The sequence below is a fragment of the Chloroflexota bacterium genome (assembly GCA_034717495.1).
In the GTDB taxonomy this organism is placed as follows: Bacteria; Chloroflexota; Anaerolineae; order JAAEKA01; family JAAEKA01; genus JAYELL01.
The window spans coordinates 22,402-46,263 of sequence record JAYELL010000025.1 but is presented as its reverse complement, the minus strand read 5'-3'; the positions used below and the strand labels follow the sequence as shown (position 1 = coordinate 46,263).

General features: G+C 55.9%; 18 protein-coding genes. 8 read left to right on the top strand and 10 right to left on the bottom strand.

Annotated features, from left to right (window positions below; translation table 11 throughout):
* Positions 1-116: 116 nt before the first annotated feature.
* The gene (locus U9R25_05050; protein ID MEA3335255.1) at positions 117-893 is read right to left on the bottom strand and encodes a PA14 domain-containing protein; all 777 of its coding nucleotides are present in this window, start codon (positions 891-893) and stop codon (positions 117-119) included.
* Positions 894-943: 50 nt separating this feature from the next.
* Positions 944-3,388: an META domain-containing protein gene (locus U9R25_05045; protein ID MEA3335254.1), complete on the bottom strand. Its 2,445-nt coding sequence runs from the start codon at positions 3,386-3,388 to the stop codon at positions 944-946.
* 296 nt (positions 3,389-3,684) lie between these two features.
* On the opposite strand from U9R25_05045, the gene U9R25_05040 reads away from it, so the two are divergent.
* The 3 genes from U9R25_05040 to rsfS are packed head-to-tail and all read left to right on the top strand — an operon-like array spanning position 3,685 to position 7,050.
* Entirely contained in the window at positions 3,685-5,073 is a 1,389-nt protein-coding gene (locus U9R25_05040; protein MEA3335253.1) for an O-antigen ligase family protein, read from the top strand.
* Complete coding sequence (locus U9R25_05035; GenBank protein MEA3335252.1) at positions 5,048-6,613, top strand: glycosyltransferase family 39 protein; 1,566 nt, start codon at positions 5,048-5,050, stop codon at positions 6,611-6,613. Before U9R25_05040 ends, U9R25_05035 begins: the two co-directional genes overlap by 26 nt.
* A gap of 29 nt (positions 6,614-6,642) precedes the next feature.
* A complete protein-coding gene (gene rsfS / locus U9R25_05030; GenBank protein ID MEA3335251.1) occupies positions 6,643-7,050 on the top strand; it encodes a ribosome silencing factor in 408 nt (135 codons plus the stop codon).
* A gap of 26 nt (positions 7,051-7,076) precedes the next feature.
* Here rsfS and ndk read toward each other — a convergent pair whose 3' ends face one another.
* The 3 genes from ndk to U9R25_05015 all read right to left on the bottom strand — a co-directional run bounded on the left by ndk (position 7,077) and on the right by U9R25_05015 (position 11,113).
* A complete protein-coding gene (gene ndk / locus U9R25_05025; GenBank protein MEA3335250.1) occupies positions 7,077-7,526 on the bottom strand; it encodes a nucleoside-diphosphate kinase in 450 nt (149 codons plus the stop codon).
* Positions 7,527-7,627: 101 nt separating this feature from the next.
* Entirely contained in the window at positions 7,628-8,713 is a 1,086-nt protein-coding gene (locus tag U9R25_05020) for a histone deacetylase (protein MEA3335249.1), read from the bottom strand.
* A gap of 123 nt (positions 8,714-8,836) precedes the next feature.
* Positions 8,837-11,113, bottom strand: coding sequence for a sodium-translocating pyrophosphatase (locus U9R25_05015; protein MEA3335248.1), 2,277 nt, complete (start codon positions 11,111-11,113; stop codon positions 8,837-8,839).
* 496 nt (positions 11,114-11,609) lie between these two features.
* On the opposite strand from U9R25_05015, the gene U9R25_05010 reads away from it, so the two are divergent.
* The 4 genes from U9R25_05010 (at position 11,610) to U9R25_04995 (ending at position 16,067) form a co-directional block, all read left to right on the top strand.
* A complete protein-coding gene (locus tag U9R25_05010; protein ID MEA3335247.1) occupies positions 11,610-12,785 on the top strand; it encodes an HRDC domain-containing protein in 1,176 nt (391 codons plus the stop codon).
* A 34-nt stretch (positions 12,786-12,819) separates the two neighbouring features.
* Positions 12,820-14,220 (top strand): MBL fold metallo-hydrolase, encoded by a 1,401-nt coding sequence (locus U9R25_05005; protein ID MEA3335246.1) that lies wholly within the window; start codon positions 12,820-12,822, stop codon positions 14,218-14,220.
* A 147-nt stretch (positions 14,221-14,367) separates the two neighbouring features.
* Entirely contained in the window at positions 14,368-14,979 is a 612-nt protein-coding gene (locus tag U9R25_05000; GenBank protein ID MEA3335245.1) for a superoxide dismutase, read from the top strand.
* A gap of 443 nt (positions 14,980-15,422) precedes the next feature.
* On the top strand, positions 15,423-16,067 hold the full coding sequence (locus U9R25_04995) for a TetR/AcrR family transcriptional regulator (protein MEA3335244.1): 645 nt from the start codon (positions 15,423-15,425) through the stop codon (positions 16,065-16,067).
* Positions 16,068-16,157: 90 nt separating this feature from the next.
* Here U9R25_04995 and U9R25_04990 read toward each other — a convergent pair whose 3' ends face one another.
* The 4 genes from U9R25_04990 to U9R25_04975 form a co-directional block, all read right to left on the bottom strand.
* Positions 16,158-17,243, bottom strand: a complete 1,086-nt coding sequence (locus U9R25_04990; GenBank protein MEA3335243.1) for an SPFH domain-containing protein — start codon at positions 17,241-17,243, stop codon at positions 16,158-16,160.
* 219 nt (positions 17,244-17,462) lie between these two features.
* Positions 17,463-18,308 (bottom strand): LysM peptidoglycan-binding domain-containing protein, encoded by an 846-nt coding sequence (locus U9R25_04985; protein ID MEA3335242.1) that lies wholly within the window; start codon positions 18,306-18,308, stop codon positions 17,463-17,465.
* A 233-nt stretch (positions 18,309-18,541) separates the two neighbouring features.
* Complete coding sequence (ssb, locus tag U9R25_04980; protein ID MEA3335241.1) at positions 18,542-18,949, bottom strand: single-stranded DNA-binding protein; 408 nt, start codon at positions 18,947-18,949, stop codon at positions 18,542-18,544.
* 311 nt (positions 18,950-19,260) lie between these two features.
* Positions 19,261-21,171: an ABC-F family ATP-binding cassette domain-containing protein gene (locus U9R25_04975; protein ID MEA3335240.1), complete on the bottom strand. Its 1,911-nt coding sequence runs from the start codon at positions 21,169-21,171 to the stop codon at positions 19,261-19,263.
* Positions 21,172-21,390: 219 nt separating this feature from the next.
* On the opposite strand from U9R25_04975, the gene U9R25_04970 reads away from it, so the two are divergent.
* Entirely contained in the window at positions 21,391-22,125 is a 735-nt protein-coding gene (locus U9R25_04970; GenBank protein ID MEA3335239.1) for a DUF4230 domain-containing protein, read from the top strand.
* A 12-nt stretch (positions 22,126-22,137) separates the two neighbouring features.
* Here the strand turns inward: U9R25_04970 and ade are convergent, their stop codons facing one another.
* Entirely contained in the window at positions 22,138-23,847 is a 1,710-nt protein-coding gene (ade, locus tag U9R25_04965; GenBank protein MEA3335238.1) for an adenine deaminase, read from the bottom strand.
* Positions 23,848-23,862: the final 15 nt, after the last annotated feature.

Below are 23,862 nucleotides of genomic sequence, written 5' to 3'. Positions count from 1 at the left end.
CCGGGCGGGGGCGAGGTGCAACACTGTTGAAAATACAAACCGCACCCGAGAGTCGACTCTCGGGTGCGGTTGATTCGATTTTGTCCCGTTGACGCACCGGGGGTCAGTTCATAGCTCTAAGAGGGGAACCACCCTGACAGAGTCTTCGAACAACGGTAGTTCTGGGTCTTCCACGGATCTGTTGAGCAGTCAAGTGCCCAGGTCGTATCGCTGTCTGCCGGTTGGCAATTGCCCCAGATGGTGATCTTTGGCTCCATCTGAATGGAACCCTGATTGGGTGAATCCCATGCACCGTCTGAAACATAACACTGCGATTGGTGTGAGCCGCTCTGAATGCAGGGTGTATAGTCACCAAATTGCGTCTGCACGCTTGGCGCCGACGCTGGTGGATAGGGACAGGAGGAGGATGGCGGAGGAGGTGTTGGGCCCTTGATCAGCTCCCAGTTTATCGTGATATAGGCGTTCCCGGTGTACTCCCGGAAATCCACCTGAACGTGGTGGGTTCCCTGGGTCATGGTAACGTCGATCATCTGGTTTTTGCCGGACTGACCTTTACCTCGCGTGTCCAGATAGACCGCGTTGTCGATCATCAGCAAAACCTCATCGTCAGCCAATGCCGAGAAACGATAGACGCCGCTGTAGAAGTAGGCATCGGAAGTGCCCCGCATCGTCCAGTTGTCGGCCGGCATGTTGGGCCCAGGTACCCCTGCACCCCAATTCAGGTTCAGGTAGGGAATAACCTGGGTGAAGACCGGATTGCCTGCCCAGTCCAGATTGGGGTAGTAGTCGGCGCGCCACTGGTTTCCGCTCTGGGCCCCCACGTCCGTAGTTGCCAGGGGGATCACCGCCAGGAGCGCCACGATTATCAGTATCAGAAAGAAGCGTTTCATCATTCAGGCTCCTTGTTTAACCATAGTTGAGTTAGTCATCGAAAGCTCCCAGCTTACTCGCCGGCCGGTTCCAGGACATCGACGTCCGCGTCAGGAATTCCGGCGATCGTCAATTGGCCTGTGACCGGGGTCTCCGGATCGATTCGCCCGACGAAGATGGCGTACAGGCCCTCAGGGGGTTGTTCGAGCACCACGTAGGGATTGAGGTTTTCCCCGGCAACTGCGTCGTCGTTGCAGACCACAGCGCCGCCAGGCTGGACCAAAACCAGGGTCGCATCCTGATTACCCTCGAAGTACACGGCAAAAGGATCGGTACCCGACCAGTCAAAGACGTAGTCAGGGATTTCCCCGATATGTCCGTTACAGATCGCACCTTCGATGTCGAACTCAAAGGCAGCAACATCGCCCTCGGCGGTGATATCCACCTGCTTCGGCTCGCTGCCAGAGGTCAGCTTCTCGATGTCGCCTTGCCGGGCTTCGATCATGGCCAGCAACTCTTCCGCAGCCTTGCGCCCTTCAGGCGTCTGCAAAACCTCGGGGATGGCTTCACGGCTGACCAGCCCGTCCAGGGTGAAGGTTCCGATGTTCACATCGGGTCGCGTCGTAATCACCAACACACCGGGAATCAACTGATTCTCGTGGTAACTACCGACCCAGATGTTATAGATACCCTTCTCAGGATTCGCCATCTCGACGACCGGATCCAGAAGCAGGGCATTGGCATCGTCATTGCAGACGAAGCTGCCGTCCGGCTTCTGAATGATCAAGGTCGGGTCATGATCGCTGTAGAAGAAGACCTCGATGAAGTCGGTTTCACCTTCCCAATCAACGCTGACAATTGGATCCTTATGCACGAAGCCGGTGCAGCCATCCACATAGGTGCTGGCATCCAGCTCACCGCCACCGTTGACACTGACGAAGAAGGGATCCAGCGGGAAGCCTGCTTCCAGATCAAGTATCAGGAATGCACGCTTCGCGCCTTCGATCTGCTCGTGGTAGTCCCCTTGTCTGCTGAGCGGCAGGCCGGCCGAGCCGTAAAGCTCCGCGTCATAGTCAACCGCCCGCAAGTTATCCCCGTCTGTTTCGAAGGTGATCACATCGGGATCGTTAAGGGCACGATCATCTATGGCAAGCAATGTGAGAGTCACTGTGCCATCGTCGTTAGCCTGCCAGGTGCCCGTCTCAACAATCGGTGGCTCATCATTGAGGTAATCGATGATCAGCGTAGCGCTGCCATCATCCATCAAATCGAGCTCAACCACGCGGCCCCGGCTGTCGGCCGACGGCAGCAGGGCGTGATAGGTGTCCACTACCTCCGGTGTTGGCTCTGCCACGGGAACTGCTGGTGCAATCACTTCAGTATCAGGTGCAACTTCCGCTGTCTCGCCTGAAGCCCGATAGATTGCAACCCGCGTGCCATCCTGGTCTAGCAGAGTCAGCTCGATTCCCTCGATCTGGTAGCTGGCAGCTCGCTCCAGGGCAGCCAGATAGCCTGCTTCCGTTTCCATCACATCCTGCGGCTCCGCACACATCTTGCGTGTGGTGGCCGCCGGACCGATCTCGATGCTATCATCCTTGGTGCGGTAGCGTGCTGTATAATTGTTGCAACCGGCAAACCCGGTCATGTTTCCATCTTCACCGAATTCGGCCGTGATCAACTCGGTTGTCAGGCTGGACAACAGGGCATTGCCGGTGTTGAAGGAGATCAATTGCCAGGGGGTGCCTGTCAGAGACAGGGGCTGATCAGCCGCGAAGGTGAGAACGACGTCACCGTCGGTGTTGGAAATTTCCAACTGTTCACCATCGACCGCATAGGTCGCCGAACTGGCCAGTGCATCCAGGAAATCCTTCTCCTGGGTCATGATGAGCCCAGGACAAGCCCTCATGGTGACCCCTCCGAGTTCAACAGTCAGGTTGCTCCCATCAAGAACGTAAGTTCCGAAATAGCGGTTGCATCCGGTGTCCCCGGCAACTTGACCTTCCAGGAATTCAGCGGTAACGCGCGTATTTGGCAAGACGGACACCGTCTCTCCATCAACGTTGGCGTAGGATTGAAGCACCCAAAGGGTGCCTTCATGGCTGCCAGCGGACTCGCCGGTGCCAACGGCGGCATCGACAGGTGTTTTCTCGACCATCTCCACCAGGGTGAACTTCAGGCTGGAGGCATCGGCCGGTGGGTTCTCCACCTGCTGGACGTTGACCAACAGTTGGTATTCGTAGCCTTCCTCGTAGTCGAAGCCCTCGATCTGATCATAGAAATACTGGTAGTCGTCTTCAGGATTCTGTTTGACGAGCATGCACTTCTGGGGCGATGCGCCCACACAATCAACCAGGGTTGGTCCGACGTACAGGACGATAGTCTCGCCACTGCTCTGAGCAGCGGCCGCTTCATGTTCGACGATTGTTTCGGCACTTGCGGTGGCACAGGCAGCCAACACACTTACCACCAACAAGGTGGCTATGAGAATTGGCAGACCTGGCTTCTTGAACATATTCATAAGATACCGCATCCTCCTTTCTGGAATGGGGTGTTCTTTTGAAGAACGTGCAGAGATTCTAACATCAAAGGTCATTATCACCAAACCAGGAGAAGCATGACACAGCTCTGCCATGCGGTCTCTTCGGTGATTTCTGATGTTGTCCGGGTACAGGGTTCATCTCAGTTTCAGACGCAACATACTCTATGCTTGTTCCCTGTTCATCGAGTGGTCAGCTTAGCGTTGCCAGGCCGTATGCCATTCGACAGGTAAAACGCTTTGCATCAGTTCTGGCAATATGTTATAGTGGGGCTCACATGACGCACGCCGGCGAAACATCCCCCTCTAATTTCAGAACACACCTGGCTGTGGAATGGCGCGCCCTGGCCTTCTTGATGGGTTGTGCAGCCTTGGCGGTCCCGTTGCTGTTTCCAGGTCGCATTCCCGGTGCTGTCCTCGTTGCCGCGCTGGCGGGGCTTGCGACGCTGTTTGCCTGGCGGGCCTTGAGCAGCGGCACCCTGGTACCGAGAACCCCTGTCGACTGGCCCAATCTACTTTTTCTGCTCCTGTTGCCGCTGGGAGTCTGGGCCAGCGCCGATCCAATGACCAGTTGGCCAGCGGTGTACAAGATCATCGCCGGGTGGGCAATCTTGTACGGCCTGGCTGGGTTGGCCGGCAGCGCCTGGATGCGGTATCTGCCGGGGGTGTTCCTGACAGGTTCGCTTGTCCTGGCCTTGCTCATGGTGGCAGGCACACGCTGGTTTCCCGGGAAAGGGCTTCTGCCATCAATCCTCTATGACTTCCTGCCCACCAGGTTTCTGCCATGGCAATCGGAAGGGACCCATCCCAACCTGACCGGGGGCGCTATGGTAATTCTGTTGCCGCCGGCAGTCGCACTGGCAGCATGGTCCAGGACTCGTTGGCTGCGCATCCTTGCCATCATCGCCGTGATTCTGGTGGCATTGGTCTTGATGCTTACCCAGTCAAGAGGCGCCTGGGTTGCTGCGGTTGTGGCACTGTTGCTGATGCCGTTGCTGCGATACCGGCGCTGGTGGATGGTCGTGGTCATCGCCGGTATCGTCGGAGGTGTGATCCTTCTGCTAACCAGGCCTGGATGGCTGGTCTCCAACCTCTTCGAACCTGTACAGACAACAGGCACGTCGCTTGATACCTTGCCCAGCCGCATTGAACTGTGGATCCGATCCCTGGCGATTGTCAGGGACTTCGGCCTTTCGGGCGTGGGACCTGGTATGTTCGAACGGGTCGTCATGGTACTTTATCCTCCTTTCTTCAACGAGTTCACCGGGGAGTTCATTCACGCCCACAACATCTTCCTGTTGACAGCTGCTGAACTGGGGATTCCGGGATTGATCGCACAACTTGCCATGTTTCTGGCTCTGGCGGCCGGTCTTGTTGTTGCATCAAAAAGCTGGCAGAGTCGGGAGCAAAAGGACTCAGCGACCGCTGATCTGACCGCGCTGGCCATTGGTTTGTTTGGCAGTCTGATCGCCTATGCCAGCCATGGACTGACCGATGCACCCCTGGTGGCCCAGCGGGGGTATGCCTTGAGCTTCGCCGTGTTTGGCGCAGCAGCAGCAGTCTCGACCCACCTGCTCACGCGACCTTGTTTGGACGAGAGCAGTGGGGCATCAACATCATCATCCGGCGACAGCGATTCTCGTGAAGACCCAGAGCAAACCTCCTAACCTTTTCATCTATCTGTTGATTCTGCTGACCCTTGGGGCATTTCTGCTTCGACTGCTGGCACTGGGAAGCAAATCGCTGGTTCCCGACGAGGGTAGCAGCTACTTCTTCTCTCAACTTCCCCTCCAGAGGCTCATCTGGCAACTCTGCGACCCTCATCCTCCCGGGTACTACCTCATGCTGCGCGCAGTGACAACGCTGGGCACCAGTGAATGGTGGCTTCGTTTCCCGTCAGCGCTGTTGGGAGCGCTTGCCGTGCCCTTGACCTGGACGCTGGCGAGAGAAGTTATCCCAGCTTCACTGGATAGCCGGTGGAGAGAGTGGGCGGCTATCGCCACTGCCGCCCTGATTGCCGTGGCTCCCCTTCACGTGTGGTACAGTCAAGAGGCTCGTCCATACGCGCTTCTGACTACGCTGGCCCTGGGCATGGTGCTGGCCGGATTACGCTGGTGGAAACACCCGAGATTGGTCAGCGCCTTCATTTACCTGATCCTTGGATGGTCAGCGCTTTTCGTGGAGTATGGGGCCCTGGTCATTTGGGGTGGCCTGAACCTGATTCTCGCCAGCGGTTGGCCCTGGAGAGAACAGGAGAAGAACCAACCACACAACAGGGGGTTGCGGTGGGCGCTGTTGCAGGCAGCATTGTTGCTGCCCTTCGTGGGCTGGTGGCTGATCTCACCTCAACGGCAGGTTCTGAGAAGGTTCTCCTACCAGGCCGATTTTCTGGCGGTCCGGGCACAGGCACTGGGGGTATCTTTGACGCCGGAGCTGGCCCGACCATTACTTTCCTTCACCTTGCTGGCAGCTATCTGCCTGGCGTTTGTCCTGGCTTTCATCCTGGCGAGGTATCCTCGGTCCCGCGATGGGTTGCGAAGTCTACCGGCCGGGGTCATCCTGCTTGTTCTGTTCGCAGGGTTGGCAATCCTGGGCGTGCTGCCAGCGCTCTTCACTATCAAGAGGCATCTCGTCATCCTGCTTCCCTTCGCGGCGGTGGCCGCCGCGTGGGTAATCGTACGTGACAGGCCGTCATTCAGCCAACACCGAAACAGGTGGGGAATTCTCGCGACAGGCCTGTTTGCTATATTATTGACGCTAAGCCTGATGACTATTCTGACGGCGCCCAAACCTCCCTGGAACCAGGTTGCTGCCGCGCTGGCGAGAGAAACCCGGCCGGATGATTCGCTCTGGGTCGACGAATTGGATGCACCGGTATTCAACTATTACTGGCAACAGGCTCTGAGTTGGCATCCTCTCTTCGCCAACAACCTGGAAGCCCTCAATCAGATTCCCGCAGGCCAACGGGCCTGGGTCGTCGGTACGGTCTCCCCCTATCGGGACCTGAACGCAACCCTGCCGGCAGAGTTCGCCGCTTCCCGGAAGATAGCCGCTGAGTTACAGTGGCCCGGTATCGCCGGTCGAGCCTATGACCATACCACAACTCGCCAGCCTGTTTCGGAACCAACCCAGGCGCACCGATGGGGGCTTTCTCTTCCCTCCCCTATCGACACCAGTTGTACCATCGAAGGGGAACAAGCACCCTGATCCGGTTCCTTTGTGCTAGCGCCCACCCTGTGCTAAAATTCGGGTCGCCAGTGGGTCAAAACAGTTCCAGCATATCAGGAGATACCACTCTGAACTCATCTGAACTCGCACGAAAGATCATCGAATTGGCTGAAGAAAAGCAGGCATCGGCCATCACGTTGCTCGACCTGCGTGAGATTTCGGTGCTGGCCGACTACTTTGTGATCTGTACGTCGGATAGTACCCGCCAGACCAAAGCGATACTCGATTCGATCGCATCGGATCTCAAAAAAGAGGATATTCTTCCTCTCAGGCCACCGGAAGGCAAGCCCGATGCCGGCTGGACGCTACTCGATTACGGGGACGTCGTCGTACACGTCTTTAACGAATCCACCCGTCAATTCTATGACCTCGAGCAGCTCTGGAAGGACGCACAGGTGGTCTTGAAGATCCAGTAGGGCCTGATCAGGCCGGGAATCAGGTATCACTCATAGATCCAGGGATCGATGGCTCGCTCGAAACTCACCAGTTCATTCTCGCCGAACCATAATGCCAGTTCCTGCGCTGCGGTCTCAGCACCATCAGATCCGTGAACGAGATTGAATCCGATATCCATGCCGAAATCTGCCCGAATGGTGCCCGGCTCAGCCTGACCCGGCGAGGTCGTTCCCAGAGTCTTGCGGGTCACCGCGATAGCGTTGCTGCCCTCCAGAGCCATCACGACCACAGGACCCGAAGTAATGAACTGGATCAGGCCGGCAAAAAAGGGCTTGCCCTCATGCACGGCATAATGTGTGTGCGCCAACTCATTGCTGACCTGCAACAGCTTCATACCGGCAATTCGCAGGCCGCGTCTTTCCAATCGCGTGATAATTTCACCGATCAAGCCTCGCTGTACACCATCAGGTTTGATGATCACCAGGGTTCGTTCCACGTTTTTCTCCTTAAATCTCTGAATGTTATGGGTTGTGAAGTCCATTTTAACATGAGGTCACCCACGCAGCCAAGATCAGCAAGTGGTTGTAGATGGCAGGATCACCGCAGCCCATGGACATGGCGCACCTGCATCACTACCTCATGATGCTCCCGGTCAGGCCATGGGCACGGCCCCAGGGGATCACTGATTTCCTGGGACCCGTCACTCAACAGACGCAACGTATTGAGCACGGCATGGGCCAACACTTCCAGATGATAGCCACCTTCCAGAGAAAAAACAATCCGTCCATTGTTTAACTCATCTGCCATCTCGATCAAGCGGCCCACCAGATCGGCATAGCCTGTCAGGGTAAGTTGCATGCTCGCCAACGGATCATTCCAGTGTGCATCATAGCCGGCGGAGACCAGGATCAAATCGGGTCGAAACCGATGAGCCAGGGGCAACAATATCTGCGCGAACGCACTTTGATACCCCTCGTCGCCCACGCCGGCGGAGAAGGGAACATTCACCGTCGCGCCAGTGCCCTGCCCGAGGCCGGTCTGGTTCCAGTCTCCTGAGCCGGGATAATAGGGATACTGGTGGGTGCTGAAGAACATCACGCTGCCATCCTGGTAGAAGGCATCCTGGGTGCCGTTCCCATGGTGAACGTCGAAGTCCACGATCAAGACTCGCTCCACGCCATGCTCTTCCTGTGCGGCCCGAGCAGCCACAGCCACATTGTTGTACAAACAGAAACCCATGGCGTGATCGGGGGTAGCGTGATGACCCGGAGGACGCACCAGGGCAAATCCATTGCGAGCTGTGCCGCTGAGCACCGCGTTGACCAGATTGCATAGGCCGCCGCAAGCTAACCTGGCGGCCTCTTCAGAATCGGATCCAACGTAGGTGTCCGGGTCCAGGTGGGTGCCCCGTTCTGCAGCCTGTCTTACCCGGGAAAGATGGCGTTTCGTGTGGATTCTCAGCAAGCGCTCGTCGCTCACAGGTGTAGAGGGTATCTCCAACATATTCTGCAAAACACCATCTTGTTGCAGCAGATCCCAGGTTCCCCGCAGGCGCTCCCGGTTTTCAGGATGCCCCGTCATATGATGCCGCAGGTTGAAGGGGTCATAACAATAGGCTGCCGGCAGATTACCTTGCTCTTGCACCATCGCATCTTGCCTTTCAGATTGGCCTTGCTCGCTCATCTTTTCCCTCGGTTCAGTGTGGACAAGTCTCTTTCGCACCAGATAATGATCTTCTTAGCATAAAGGCTGGGTGAGTTCAGACTCACCCAGCCTTTTGCATCCTATCACGCCCGAATGGCGTCGTTAGGTCATTGGTTCAACCTCTCTCTTGCTGGTGCGAATGGCCAAAACAATAGACACCAGCAGAGCGATGACAACCAAAGCACTGCCAAGACTGAAGCCCTCCTGCGCCACCACGATGGGTGCAATGATCAAGCTAACCAGGTTGATCACCTTGATCATCGGGTTAAGCGCGGGACCTGCGGTGTCTTTCAGCGGGTCACCAACCGTGTCGCCGACCACGCTGGCCTTGTGCCGCTCCGAGCCCTTGCCCAGATCGTTGGCTGGATCGGTAGGCTCGTCCTCGATAAGTTTTTTGGCATTATCCCAGGCGCCGCCAGCATCGGACATAAAGACCGCCAGCAACTGACCGGAAAGGATCACACCTGCCAGGAAGCCACCAAGGGCCTCCACGTTGAGCGCCAGACCGACCAGGATTGGCGTGCCGACCGCCAGCCAGGCCAACGGGGCAAGTTCTTTCTGGGCAGCCAAAGTGGTAATGGCAACTGGCCGCTCATAGTCCGGCTTGACCGTGCCTTCCAAAATCCCGGGGATCTGGAATTGACGGCGAACTTCCTGCACGATCTGGCTGGCTGCCCGGGTGACTGCCTTGATCGAAAGGGAGGAGAAGAGCCATGGTACTGAACCACCGATCAGCAACCCGACGAAGACCTTTGGATCGGAAACGCGAATCCCATGAAGAAGGGCCGTCGGATCGATCCGGCCGACATCGGTGATGAAGGCGCCGAACAGCGCAACGGCTGCGATGACTGCGGAACCAATCGCGATTCCCTTGGTGATCGCTTTGGTCGTGTTGCCAACCGCATCGAGATCTGCCATGATCTGGCGGGCATCATCCTCAAGGCCGGCCATTTCGCCGATGCCATTGGCGTTGTCGGCAATGGGACCGAAGGAGTCCATTGCGACGTTGTTGCCTGTCAGTGTCAGCATGCCGATGCCCGTCAAAGCCACACCATAGAGCACAAATACGAACTGCTCAGCCGGATTCTGGCCAACGCCCGAGTAGAGGATGATGGAAGCAGCGATCGCCGCTGCGATAGTCAGAGTAGCCCACACCGTAGCTTCCATTCCCAGGCTGAGGCCAGAAAGAATCGTGGTAGCTGAACCGGTGTCGGTAGAATTATAGACCTCCTGCACAGGGGCGCCATGGGTCCCGGTAAAGTATTCAGTGACACGGTCAATGGCAATTGCCAAAGCAACACCGACAGCGGTTGCCAGGAAAGGCCGCCACCAACCGCCAGGCACTGTGTCCAAATACAGGAAGGCGATGATGCCGAACAGGACAACTGATATGGCCGCAGAGGTGAGAAATCCCTTGAAGATTGCTCCCATGGCGTCGCCCGGTTTTCCCGGTTCCGTTCGCACCATATAAGTGCCAACAATGGATGCCAAAACCCCGACGCCTCGAACCAATAGTGGATAGATCATCCAGGCATTATGGCCGGTGAGGGCTCGCAAAGCCAGGCCCAGAATCAGGGCGGAAACAATGGTTACTTCGTAGCTCTCGAAGATATCAGCCGCCATACCAGCGCAGTCGCCAACGTTGTCGCCAACCAGGTCAGCGATGACGGCAGCGTTGCGAGGATCATCTTCGGGCAGATCTTGCTCAACCTTGCCCACCAGGTCGGCGCCGACATCAGCAGCCTTGGTATAGATACCACCACCTACACGCATGAAGAGAGCGATCAGTGTACCGCCAAAACCGAAACCCAGCAGAACGTCGGGTGAGGCAACACCAAAGATGATGAAGATCAAGGTACCTCCGAGCAGGCCAAGGCCATCGGTCAACATGCCTGTGATGGTGCCTGCGCGGTATCCGACCTTGAGAGCGCCGGCGAAGCCAACACGCGCAGCCTGGGCCACGCGCACATTCGCCTGAACAGCCATGCGCATACCGATCTGTCCCACCGTCAAACTAAACAACGCACCCATGACAAAGGCACCGGCGCGCCCAAAGCCAACAATCAGACGAATCTGGTCATCTGACATTGCCTTGAACCGCTCCATAGCTTCGTGGCTGGGCGGGACAATGTAGACACTGAGGAACAGCGCAATAGTGAGTAAAGCGATAAAGGGAATGATCGATCGCAGCTGGCGGCTGAGATAAGCATCCGCACCAGTGCGGATCGCATTCCAGACCTCCATCATTTCGGCTGTGCCCTTGGGTTCTGCCAGTACCTGCCTGCGCAGGAACAAAGCATAGAGGAGCCCAATAATGGCGATGCCGAACACGACCCAGACGGCGATGAGCTCAAACTGAGTTAGGCCCATTTGATACATAGGACTTGCTTCATACCTCCCTGAAAGAGATTATAGCGTCCAGCTCATTTGGCTGGATACGCCGGCGAATCCTGCTATTGCCATCACCAGTCGATAAAGGTAATTGGCAAAACAGGAAAATGGACAGTTGTTAAACAAAAAGAAGCCGCTGCTTTGGGACGCAAGTCAGAGGCTCCTTGAGGCGTAGTGAATAACGCTATGAAATAAACCAGAATCGACATCACTCATGAGCCATGAGCGCCACCTGGTGACGCCCGAACAGCTTGCGGATTATAGCGCAAGACCCACACAGGAGTCAAACGAGGGAACGACTAATTGACATCTCCGAAAATCACAGGCATAATAGCCGTGTTCTTCCGATTATCCCCATTGTCATCACGAACTATGTGCTGACTTCCAGCGGAATGACTCATTACTTCACGTTCGCAGATGGGGCTGCGTCGAAGATACAATTCTGTCCGCATTCGGTTCAGCGAACTACAACATTGCCTCGCCCATGAGTAAGACTGGCGTCAAACGCACTGGGGATCACCGGGACACCCTCGGCACGCCCATCCTGGTGACAAACGAAAATGACCTGCACTCCTTTATGGCTGTTGCCAGGCGTGCGCCCATCTTGAGCGTGGACACCGAATCCAACAGCTTGTACGCTTATTACCATCAAATCTGCCTTATCCAGGTCTCTTTCCCAGGTGCGGACTATCTGATAGACCCACTGGCGGTCGATATACTGCCACTGAATGAGCTGTTCAGCTCTCCTCAGTACCAAAAGATATTTCATGCCGCCGAAAACGACATCCTGGGATTGAAGCGAGACTTCGATTTCGAGTTCGCCAATATCTTTGATACCATGATGGCAGCGCGAATCCTGGGATGGCCTCGAGCAAGCCTGGCAGCAATCCTGCAAGAGCGCTACGGCATCAAGACCAACAAGCGGTTGCAGCGCGCCAATTGGGGTCGCCGCCCGATTCCGGCAGACCTTCTGGCCTATGCCCAGTTGGATACCCATTACTTATTATCCCTTCGCAATGAGCAGGAACAGGAACTTCGGGCAATAGGTCGTTGGGAGGAGGCTCTGGAAACCTTTGAGCGCCTACCTGGCCTGGAATGGTCCGAAAAACCCTTCAACCCCGATGCCTTCTGGAAGATCAATGGCGCAAGAGAGCTTTCTCATCGAGAGCGAGCGATTTTGAAAGAGGTATTCCTCTACCGCGAACAGCGGGCGCAGCAGCTGGATCGTCCCCCATTCAAAGTGCTGAACCAACGGGTTCTGCTGACTATTAGCCAGAATCAACCCGCCAACATGAATCAGCTTCGGGATACGCATGGCCTCAGTGCGCAGCAGCTGCGAAGGCACGGCAAGGGTATCGTGCAAGCGGTAGAGCGAGGCCAAAGGGCCCCTTTTCCGGAGCAACCTCGTCGCCGCACAAACAACAAAGATCGCCCAACTCCTGAAGCGTTGAGCCGTTACGAGGCGTTGCGGGGCTGGCGCAAGAAACGGGCCCAACAACGAGGGGTGGATTCCGATATCGTTTTTACCAACGATACGCTCATGACAATCGCACGCCTCTGCCCCGCGACGATGGATGAGTTGGCAAATTCCGAAATCCTGGGCCCGTGGAAGCTCCAGGAATATGGCGCTGAAATTCTTGACATCATCGCCTCTGCGTAATCGAAGACAAAGATTCGTTTCTGGAAGGGTACTCATGCAACTTACTTTTTGGGGCGCAGCCCGAACAGTCACCGGCTCCATGCACTTGCTGGAGGTCAACGGCCAGCGTATTCTTCTCGATTGCGGCCTGTTCCAGGGTCGACGAAGTCTTACCTACGAAAGAAACTTGAACTTTCCCTTCGAACCAGAATCTATTGATGCCGTCATCCTTTCTCATGCCCACATTGACCATTCAGGCAATCTGCCAAATCTGATCAAGTTAGGCTACACAGGCCCGGTCTGGTGCACCTCTGCAACGCGGGACCTCTGCGCATCTATGCTCCTGGATAGTGGCTACATCCAGGAAAAGGACATCGAGTATGTGAACCGCAAACGCGCCCGAAAAGGCGAACCGCCCGTCGAGCCGCTCTATACGCGCCAGGACGCCTTAAATTCCCTGAAAAGTTTTTTTTCACTCGGTTATGAGCGCCAGTTTCCTGTCGTTCCAGGAGTGACTGCCCATTTTCTCGACGCCGGACACATACTGGGATCCGCCATCACGGTACTCGATATCACCGAAAACGGAACCACGCGACGGCTGGTCTTTTCCGGTGACTTAGGACGGCCAAAGTCTATTATCCTGAGAGAACCTCAGATCATCAACGAAGCCGACTTCCTGATCATGGAATCGACCTATGGCAATCGTCAGCATGAGAGTAAGAGTGAGGCAATGGCCATTCTCAGGCGGGTGATCTCAAAGACCTACAAACGGCGGGGCAAGGTCATTGTGCCTGCATTTGCCGTGGGGCGCACACAACAATTGGTTTTTGCCCTCCACCTGCTTTCCGATACCCAGAAGATTCCAAAAATCGATATCTACGTGGATAGCCCTCTGGCAGTCAATGTCACCGAGACCTTCCGGCTCCATCCCGAATATTACAACCCGAAGATCCAGGAGTTTATGCTGAACGATCGCCATCGGGACCCGTTCGGTTTTGAGCAATTAACCTATGTACGCCATGTGGGAGACTCGAAAAAACTCAACTTCCTGCGCGATTCAGCCGTTATCATCAGTGCCTCTGGCATGTGTGAAGCAGGTCGGATTCTCCACCATCTGAAAAACAACATAGAGGATGCGGATAACACCATACTTTTCTCCGGTTTCCAGGCAGAGCATACCCTGGGGCGCCGTATCCTTGACGGCCATCCGCGAGTGCGTATCTTCGGCGAGGAATACGATGTCCGCGCCAAAGTGGAGAAGATCGATGGGTACAGCGCCCATGCCGATAGCGATGAACTGATAGCGTGGGTGAGTAACATAGACAAGGATCGGCTTCAGAATATCTTCCTGGTTCACGGCGAGCAAGATGCTGGCTATGCCCTGAGCGGCATGCTCTATAAAGAGGGTTATCGCGACATCGAGTTTCCTGAACGCGGCCAGAGTTTCGAACTGTAACACGCCTCGATCCCAGTGAATCTATGATAGTTTGCAAACATAAAAGTTTATAAACTATCTTAAGTTTGACAACTTAGCAAAACCTGGTATAATTGAGGGCAGCATCAATTGGAAACCATTAGTTAAGACAAACAAGGAGCTGTCAAAATGGCACACGAACTTCCCGCGCTTCCCTATGCTTTCGATGCCCTGGAGCCTTACATCGACGCCAGGACCATGGAGATTCACCACGACAAGCATCACGCCGGCTATACCAACAAGTTGAATGCCGCTATCGAGGGCAGCAAATTCGAGAATCTGCCCGTCCCCTCGTTGCTGGCGCAGCTGGACGACCTTCCCGAGGATATCCGCACCGCAGTGCGCAACAACGGCGGTGGGTATGTGAACCATAGCCTCTTCTGGGAAATTATGGGCCCCAATGCTGGTGGCGCTCCCAGTGGCCAATTGGCTGCTGCCATCGATGACGCCTTCGGCAGTTTCGCCGAATTCCAGGCCAGGTTCAGTGCTGCTGCTGGCACCCGCTTTGGTAGCGGTTGGGCCTGGCTGGTTGTCAAGCCCGATGGTAGCCTGGACGCATACAGCACGCCCAACCAGGATAGCCCCTTCATGCAGGGAGACATCCCTATTCTGGGCATCGATGTATGGGAACATGCTTACTACCTGAACTACCAGAATCGCCGTCCTGATTACGTGAGCTCCTGGTGGAACGTCGTCAACTGGGACGCGGTTACAGGGAAATACGCCGCTGCTCGCGGGTAAGAGCAAGAGCCATGGTTTTGCCTGTCAGGCGCGATTCCTGACCACAAAATAGAAATCCAAAACGACGAGAGTGTCAATGGGACACTCTCGTTTTTCATGCACAGCTTCGTTTTTTGACGAATCACCAAAATTCACTCTTGCCTGCCATTCCTCTCTGTGCTATACTGGGGTTGAGCCACTACCAATCGCTGATTCCACCATACCCCAGTGGCTCCATATCCCAATCGATCAGCAACGTCCGCCACATCGCACTGTAGCCCGTGGGTCCATTGACCGTGGATTGCGTGGCGGATTGTTGATGCCTCAACCCGATTGCGGGCGGTTTTTCAAACGAGCGCGTCCTTTTTACCCTGCTTGCGTCTATTTGGATAGCAAGTTGGTTAACATATTCGGTTAACATTAGTTATTGAACTGGTTTTTCATAGGGATGATGGCAGCGTACCATGAACAAGCCCCTTGGTAAACGACAGACAAAAAAGCGACAGCGCAAAGAGATGCTGTATAGTGTGGCGATGGATCTTTTCCGTCGTCAAGGCTTTGAGGAAACACGGGTAGAGGATATCACCCAGGCAGCCGGCGTGGCCAAAGGCACATTCTTCAACTATTTCCCCTCGAAGGAAGATGTCCTGCTTTACATCGGGGAACGACATATGTCGCGACTGGGCGCGGCCCTGGCTAATGGCTCAGGAGCCTCGCTTTCACAGGAACGCAGCATGGTAGCTGCGCTCAAGTTCCTCATGCGGGCATTGGCCGACAGCCTGGAAGAGGACAAGGACCTGGTCAAATTGGCTGTTAACAAGGCGATGAAGATTGCGCATTTGGCGCCCTCAACAGGAAGTGGACGCTTCAGCTTTCAGGGCCTGGTAGCCATCCTCATCAGCCGGGGACAACGCACCGGTGAATTCCATCCAGCGATCGACCCGGAATTGGTCGCTCAAATGCTGGAGGGCTTGTATTACCAACAACTTGTGCTCTGGTGCCAGGAGGATTTCAACTTTGAGCTGGGTGACCGCCTGGAGCAGGTAATCGACCTTCTGTTAATAGGCATCGGCAGCAGCAACGGTAGCTCAGTGGCTATCGCAGCATAAGTCAAATTCCCTTGACGGCAAAATAGCCCCGAGTGCTCAGTCAGGCACTTGGGGCTATTGGTTTTCCAGGTCCCGGGTTGATCCCGTTGCCTACTGGACCGGAGGTGGCAGGGGTGTTGGCAGAGCCAACGGTGTCGAAAGATTGAATAGATCGCCTGGAAGGATATAGTCGCCGCCACCTGTGACCAGGGGGAATTGCCCGTTCCAGCCCAGGATCGCCTGCCAGTTTATCACCTCCCCAGTCAGGCTTTCGGCAATGAGACGATTGGCTTCCGCCTGGGCCTGGGCTTTGATAAGCGTGGCCCCGGCATCGGCCTCAGCCTTGACCTTGATCGACTCGGCTTCACCCTGGGCAATACCGATTCGCTCCAGCTTTTGGCGTTCTGCCTCACCCTGGGCTTGGGTGATGGTTCGATCCTTCTCGAACTCGGCCTGTTTGGCCAGGTTCTCCTTGGTTACAATGTTCTCAGCCTCGATCTGCTTCAGTTCGACCGCGTTCTTATATTCGTCTGTGAACTGAATGGACCGTAGGCCGAAAAACACAAGCTCGATGCCCTCCGCGGCGAAATTTCCCTTCAGCCGCTCGCCGATGGCCTCTTCTGCACGCTCGACATTGCCAGAGTACAGGTCCCTTGCGGGGTATTGTTTGAGAATGTTGCGGACTCGGACGCGGCTGTCAGCCTTGATCACCTTCTCAACCAGCTCGGATTCGGTACCCAGGTTCCGGATGATCTGGGCAGCCTGATTCGGGTCAATGCGGAAGCGCACCGTGTACCTGGCGAGGATCTGCTGTCCGTCAGAAGTGGCCGTGTCAACCTCATAATCGGTGTAGTCGGCTCTTGACGAACTCGGATCTTCACTGGTTTCGTAGATGATCTCCTGGGTACGGTAGGTGACCGTATCCTGGATAAAGGGGAGTTTCCAGTTCAACCCGGGCTTGAAGACATCCACAACCTCACCGAATTGTTTGACCACTGCCACCGATCCTGCTTCCACCTGAGTGAAAGAGTCCAAAATCGCAGCCAGGCCAAAGACAAGCACCGCCACGAGGATGCCGGCGATAATGGCCGCTCCCAGGTTCATGTTCCCATTTCGGCTGCCAACTACCGCTATGAGAACGGCCAACAGACCTCCCAACAGAACAGCAGCCGTGATTACCGTTATTAACGAACCCATGATTACCTTTCCCTTTCGATTAGCTTAGCTCTGCAGCAGGCCTGGTGCCAACCGCATCATTACCCATATGATACCACACTTGCGCATCCCATTCTAGACAGCACGCTGGCATGGCGCTGACAACCTCCTGTCAGTAAATCCATGCAACGAAAAAAGAACGCCGCCTTTCGACGACGTCTCTTTTCCAGTTAGGTTTCGAACCTGCCTGCCGGACCCGCATCAATCAGGGATGATGATCTCCTGGCCTCGCTGGATCAAGTCAGGATTAGTGATCTGGTTGGCCGCCATCAGATCCTGCAATGTGACGCCATATTGAATAGCGATGGCGTACAAGGATTCTCCGGGCAGCACCACGTGGAGGTTCAAGGCAGATCGCGGGATTGCTGTCGGCACAACACCCGGGATCTCCAGGTTCTGTCCACGGAAGATCGTGAAATTAGGACCGCCAATGTCGTTGGCGGATGCAACATCTCGCCAATCCACGGCGAACTGCTCGGCGATGCTACTCAATGTGTCTCCGGAAGCCACAGTGTAGACGAAGACCTCAGCCCCCGCACCGGCCTGCCCTGAGGAATCGCCTGAGTTACCCAACCCGGGCACAATCAGAACCTGGCCGCTGTGAATTGTGTGATCTGCTAAGTTGTTGAGTCGGCGAATGGTCTCGATATCTGTGTCCTGGGCCAGGGCAATGGAGAAAAGCGTATCCCCTCCCTGCACCAGATACTCGAATGTTGGCCCACTATCGATGATAGTACCAACCGCGCCCACGGGCGTATTGGTTGGCAGAGGGATGGGGGTGTTGACCACCGGCGTGATCTCGGATTCGAGACCTGTCACAGGCTCAACCACCGGCTGACTGCCGTCGACGGACACTGTTGTTACGACCGTTTCCGGCAACGGTGTTCCTTTTTCGACGATCGGTGTATTGGTCGTTTCCGGCAGAGGGGAAACCGTCCATCCTTCCTCCTCCACCTCCGGTCGATCCCGCTGGCACGCCGCAAGCAATGAAGCGATGATGAGAAGCAGCGCGAGGATGACGGCCAAACGGCGCATGTTACAGTTCATAAGTGTACTCCTGCCCCGACAGGTAAACGGTGACATTCTTCCAATGTTATGTCTCGATATTACCACAACTGGCGCGCGCCGTCAAGCAAAAACAAGGCGTTTTCACAACAATGCCAAAATTCATCAATGCCAACGATCAGCATCCATGTTCCGATGATCGAACATTGGCGACCAAAGAGGCAATGATAATCCGACCTTGTGTACGTCAGCCAGGAGGTAAACCTGGTGTCGTTTTAGAAGGGGATCTCTTCTTCGTCTATGGTGGGCGCCTCCTGATCACCGGCCATTTGACCGGGAACCTGGCCTACCATGTCACGCCCGCCGAGGAACCGGACGTTTCGGGCCGTCAGTTCCAGGCTTGCGCGCGCCTCGCCATCCTGCGAGGTCCAGGCAGAAGCCTCGATGTCGCCCTCGACAAGCACCAGCCGGCCCTTGGACAGATACTGGTTGCACAGTTCGGCCAGCTTGCGCCAGGCGGTCACCCGGAACCACGTGGTCTTTTCCTGTTGCTCACCGTCCTGTCCGGTCCATCGGCGGTTGGTAGCAACGGTGAAGCTGCAAACGGCTGCGCCGCTGGGCGTGTACCTCAATTCGGGATCGCGCCCCAAGTGTCCTACGATCGTTGTTTTGCTGTATACCACAGGTGCCTCCTTGTCCCAAGCAATGCCGGGAAATACAGAATATCAGGGAATCGCCAGTGTGGCGGAATGACCGAAATGCAACAGGTTACCGGGGAAGCGTAGCAGGTGGGCAGTGAAGAGTTGCGGAAACCGCCCAAAGAGGGGATCCGCAACGGCCTTTTTCGTGCGTGTCTTCCCAGGTTTTCGTGCGTGAATGGTGCAGACCGCTGCGACTGTATCGTTGCCAGAAGTATAGCGCAGGATGCGGTTTCTGTCAAATCAAAAGAACGTATGTTCCGTGGTTGGACCACCAGCCTGTAGCTGTCCTATACTTACGCTGTCAATTCGGACAGCTCCAGCCAGCGCTCCATGGCACGGTCCAGTTTGGCATCGATTTCCTGCAAACGCTCAGCCAGTGTCTGCAGGCGAGCGTAATCGTCGCCACTGGCATTGATCTGGGACTGGAGCGTTTCTTTTTCCCCTTCCATTTCCTCGATACTGACCTCGAGCGCTTCCAACTCTCGTTCTTCTTTCCAGCTCAGTTTTTGAGGTCGGGGTGCGCCAGTGTGCGCCCTTGCATCTCTTGTCGTAGATACTGATCCGGACGCACGGCCGTGGGCCCTTTCCTGGGTTTGCCGGATATTTTCTTCTCGCATCTGGCGGTAGAGGCTGAAGGGGGTCGGGTAGCGCCCGCTGACCCTCCCGCCTGCTTCGAAGTTGACCAGATAGTCCACTGTTCGATCCAGGAAGTAGCGGTCATGGCTTGCGACGATCAGACAACCCTTGAAGTGATCCAGGAATTCCTCCAAAACGGTCAAGGTCTGGATGTCAAGATCATTGCTCGGCTCGTCCAGCAACAGGACATTTGGTTGGTGAATCAGTGTTCGAAGCAGGTATAGCCGGCGCCGTTCCCCACCACTCAGAGCAGCGATTCTTGCCCACTGCTGTGGCCTGGGAAAGAGAAACCACTCCAGCATTTGCGCTGCCTCCACCCGCTGTCCGTTGTCCGTGAGGATAAGCGACGCCTGTTCCTGGACAAAGTCGATGACACGCATGGATTCGTCCAGGTCTAGATTGCGCTGGTCGTAGTAGCCCAGCTGGACTGTCTTTCCCCAATCCAGCTCACCGCTGTCCGGTTTGCGAGTACCGGCCAGAATGTCCAGGAAGGTGCTCTTTCCAGCGCCGTTGGGCCCGATGATCCCGATCCGGTCGCCCGGTTCCAACTCAAAGTCCAGTCCGTTGATCACAGTGTGGTCGCCATAGGATTTTTTCAGACCTCGGGCCGAAAGCACCTTTTTCCCCAGACGTCGGCTGGCGAGAATCATTGACACTCGTCCCTGCCCGCCATCATGATGTATTTTCTGGAGCTCATCCAGCCGTTGTTTGCGGGCCTTCTGCTTGCCGCTGCGGGCCATGGGACTGCGGTGCAACCACGCCAATTCCTGCCTTAACAATCGTCGCCGGTTTTCTTCGCTCTCCGCCAGGCGACGGTGCCGGGCCTCTCGCTGTTCCAGGTAGCGGGTATAGTTGCCTGGATAGCTGATCAACTGACGGCGGTCCAGTTCCACGATGCGATTGACGATCCGGTCCAGAAAATAACGATCGTGGGTCACCATGAGCAGGGCACTGTTCAGGGAGAGAAGATGTTGTTCCAACCAATCGATGGTATCGGCATCGATGTGGTTTGTCGGCTCGTCCAGGATCAACAGGTCGCCCGGGTCAAGCAATGCGCGCGCCAGGGCCACACGCTTGTGCTGGCCACCGCTTAGCGTTCCAATTTGGCTGGAAAAACTACCTACGCCCAGACGGGTCAGGATAGCCTTGGCGTCCGCTTCAGCCTTCCATCCATCGGAGCGGTCCATCTCCGCATTCACGGCAAGCAGCCTCCGGTGCAGTTCTGGATCCTCAGGCCTCTCCTCCAGCGCCAGGTTCATTGCCTGAAAATCGCGGAGCAATCTCATACGGGGCGCGTCACTCTGGAAGAGCGACTCCAGGATGCCAAGGTTGTCGTCAAGCCTGGGTTCCTGAGGCAAGTAGCGAATGCGAACGCCGCCCCACGCGGTGACGGTTCCCCTATCCGGCGACTCCAGTCCGGCGATGATGCGTAGCAGAGTTGTCTTTCCGCTGCCGTTGACACCGATCAAGCCGATACGATCCCCCCGGTTGATCAGCAGGTTGATGTTATCCAGCAACAGGCGTTCGCTGTATTGATGACGGATATTTTCCAGGGTAATCAGGTTCATGATGAGATCAACGCTCGCCGGCAATGGGCGATGTGAGCATAACATGACTGATGGGGGAGGGCAAATGGCCGTGTCACGTTTGTGTCACCGTAGAATCGTCACTCCCGCGTCTGCGGCGGGAGTGACGATTTGGATTGGTTGGAATCTTGGAAGAACATCTGTGTTGCAGTATACTTGAGTCCACGAAGATGCAACAGTTTGCCAAAAGGATTCAATATTGTGACCGAAAATACCTACCTGCCTTCCGGCGATCAGTCAGATCCCCAACCACCGCCTCAGAAGCGCGGCTCGGTTTTGCCCTGGGTTTTGCTGGCCCTGGTGCTGATTCCTGCACTGGCGTGCGGTTTTTTCACTGTTGCCACCGTGGGCAGCGCGAACCAGGCTTCCAATCTTCTACAGGACCTGCTGAATGGCGGCGAACTGGTAGTTCGCTCCGATCGCACGGGGGAAGTGATCATGCAGATTCAGGACCTGGGACGCCTGGAAACGGCCAGTTACACGGTCGAGAAAGTCATCGAGGGCGGGGTTGGTCAGGAAAACACACTGCTTGATCTGCTTCTTGGGGATCGGCTTCTTCTGATCGCCCACGGACAGGTTATCGCCGGTGTGGACCTGGCCGAACTGACTGCCCAGGACATAAGAATCAGTGACGACCGTCTGGAAATCACCGTGCAGTTGCCAGCCAGCCGTATCCTGACTCATCGCCTGGACAACGAAAAAAGCTACGTTTACGATCGACAACAGGGCTTTTTGACCAAAGGTGATCCCCATTTGGAGACAGAAGTGAGGCGGGTTGCTGAACGACGCCTTCTGGAGGCCGCCTGTAATGGGGGGATTCTTGCCAAGGCCGAAGAAAACGCTCAACGGCAACTCAAAATCCTGTTGCAGGCTATGGAGTTCGACAACGTTGAATTCGTGGCGCCACGACCGGTCGGCAACACCGGTTGCGAATGAAACAAAAAAAAATCAGTCTACGAACAGGGGAACCAACTCAAAGGTGTCCACATCCACCGGCCCCATGTCGGTGAGCTTCAGGTGGGGAATCACTTCAAGTGCCATGAAACTCATAGCCATGAAGGGGTCGTGCAGGGTTGAGCCCAGGTGGTGCGCGGCCTGCAAAACCTTGTCGAAATCCTGTCGCACGAGTTCGATGGGCTGATCTGCCATCAGCCCGGCAACGGGCAGGGCCAGATGGCTGACGACCTTCTCTCCTTCAGCCACGGCCAATCCACCGCCCATGGCCGCGACCATCCTGGCGGCTGTCATCATGCTGGTATCGTCTGCACCGACCACAACCAGATTATGGTGATCATGGGCAACGGAAGATGCCAAAGCGCCTCGCTTCAGTCCCAGATTTTTGATGAAGCCCTTGCCAACGTTTCCAGTTCCATGGTGGCGTTCGATCACAGCTATCTTCAGTATGTCTCGTTCCACATCGGCCACGGCGTAACCCTGATCCCGCTTGATCTCCATGATCAGGTGCTCTGTAACCAGTTGATCTGCGATGGTTCCGATGACCCGGGCGTGGCTGCCGGTGGCAGGTATGGAGAAATCTACCCTGTCCCAGGCAATAGCCATGCCCCGAGGAAGGCTGGTGGCCTGCGTTGATGGCTGATCGATCACCATGGCTCCATCGCGGGCGACCAGGCTGCCAGCGGAAAAGACCATCCGCGCTTCAGGAGCTTTCAGGTCGTCGAAGACAATCAGATCAGCTCTGCGTCCCGGCGCCACGGCGCCACGATCCCACAGGCGGAACCATTCACTGGCGTTCAATGTTGCCATCTGAATGGCGGTGATCGGATTCAGTCCATATTCGATAGCGCTGCGGACCATGTAGTCGATACCGCCCTGATCCAGAAGGTCGGTCGGCTGGCGATCATCGGTGCAAAAGCAGCAGCGCCTGCTATTTCGCTCATCGACCAGAGGTAACAGGGTTTCGAGATTGTGGGCGTTGGTTGCTTCTCGAATCAGGATATACATCCCCCGGCTCAATTTGAGTGCTGCCTCCTCGACGGTGGTGCACTCGTGGTCGGAGCCGATTCCAGCAGCCACGTAGGCGTTGAGGTTCCTGCCAAGAAGGCCCGGGCAGTGACCATCGATCACGCTACCTCCAAAACCTTCGATTTTTGCCAGCACGGCGGGGTCCCCGCTCAGAACGCCGGGATAGTTCATCACCTCGGCTAATCCAAGCACCTCTGGGTTCTCGAGCAAGGGCAGGATATCCGGCGCTTCCAGCACAGCGCCGGCTGTTTCCATTGCAGTAGCTGGCACACAGGATGGTACGTTGGTCAAAATACTCAAAGGGGTATTTCGAGCGGCATCAAGCATGTATTGGATGCCCGCCATGCCATGCACGTTGGCAATTTCGTGGGGATCGGTGACCACTGTGGTCGTGCCACGGGGCAAGACAGCGCGGGCAAACCAGGGAATGGTAGTCATGGAACTCTCGATGTGCACATGGGCATCGATGAGCCCTGGTGCCACGAAAGAGCCATCCAGATCGATAGCCTGTTTGGCTTCGTAATCGAGGCCCACACCCAGGATCAGGTTGTCCCCTATGGCAATATCGGTGAGTTCAATTTGGCCTGAGAATACGTTGACGAGCCGAGCGTTCCGCAGGATCAGGTCGGCCGGCTTTTCGCCACGAGCGATTTGAATTCTGTCTGCAAGTTGCATGGTTGTTGGATTGTA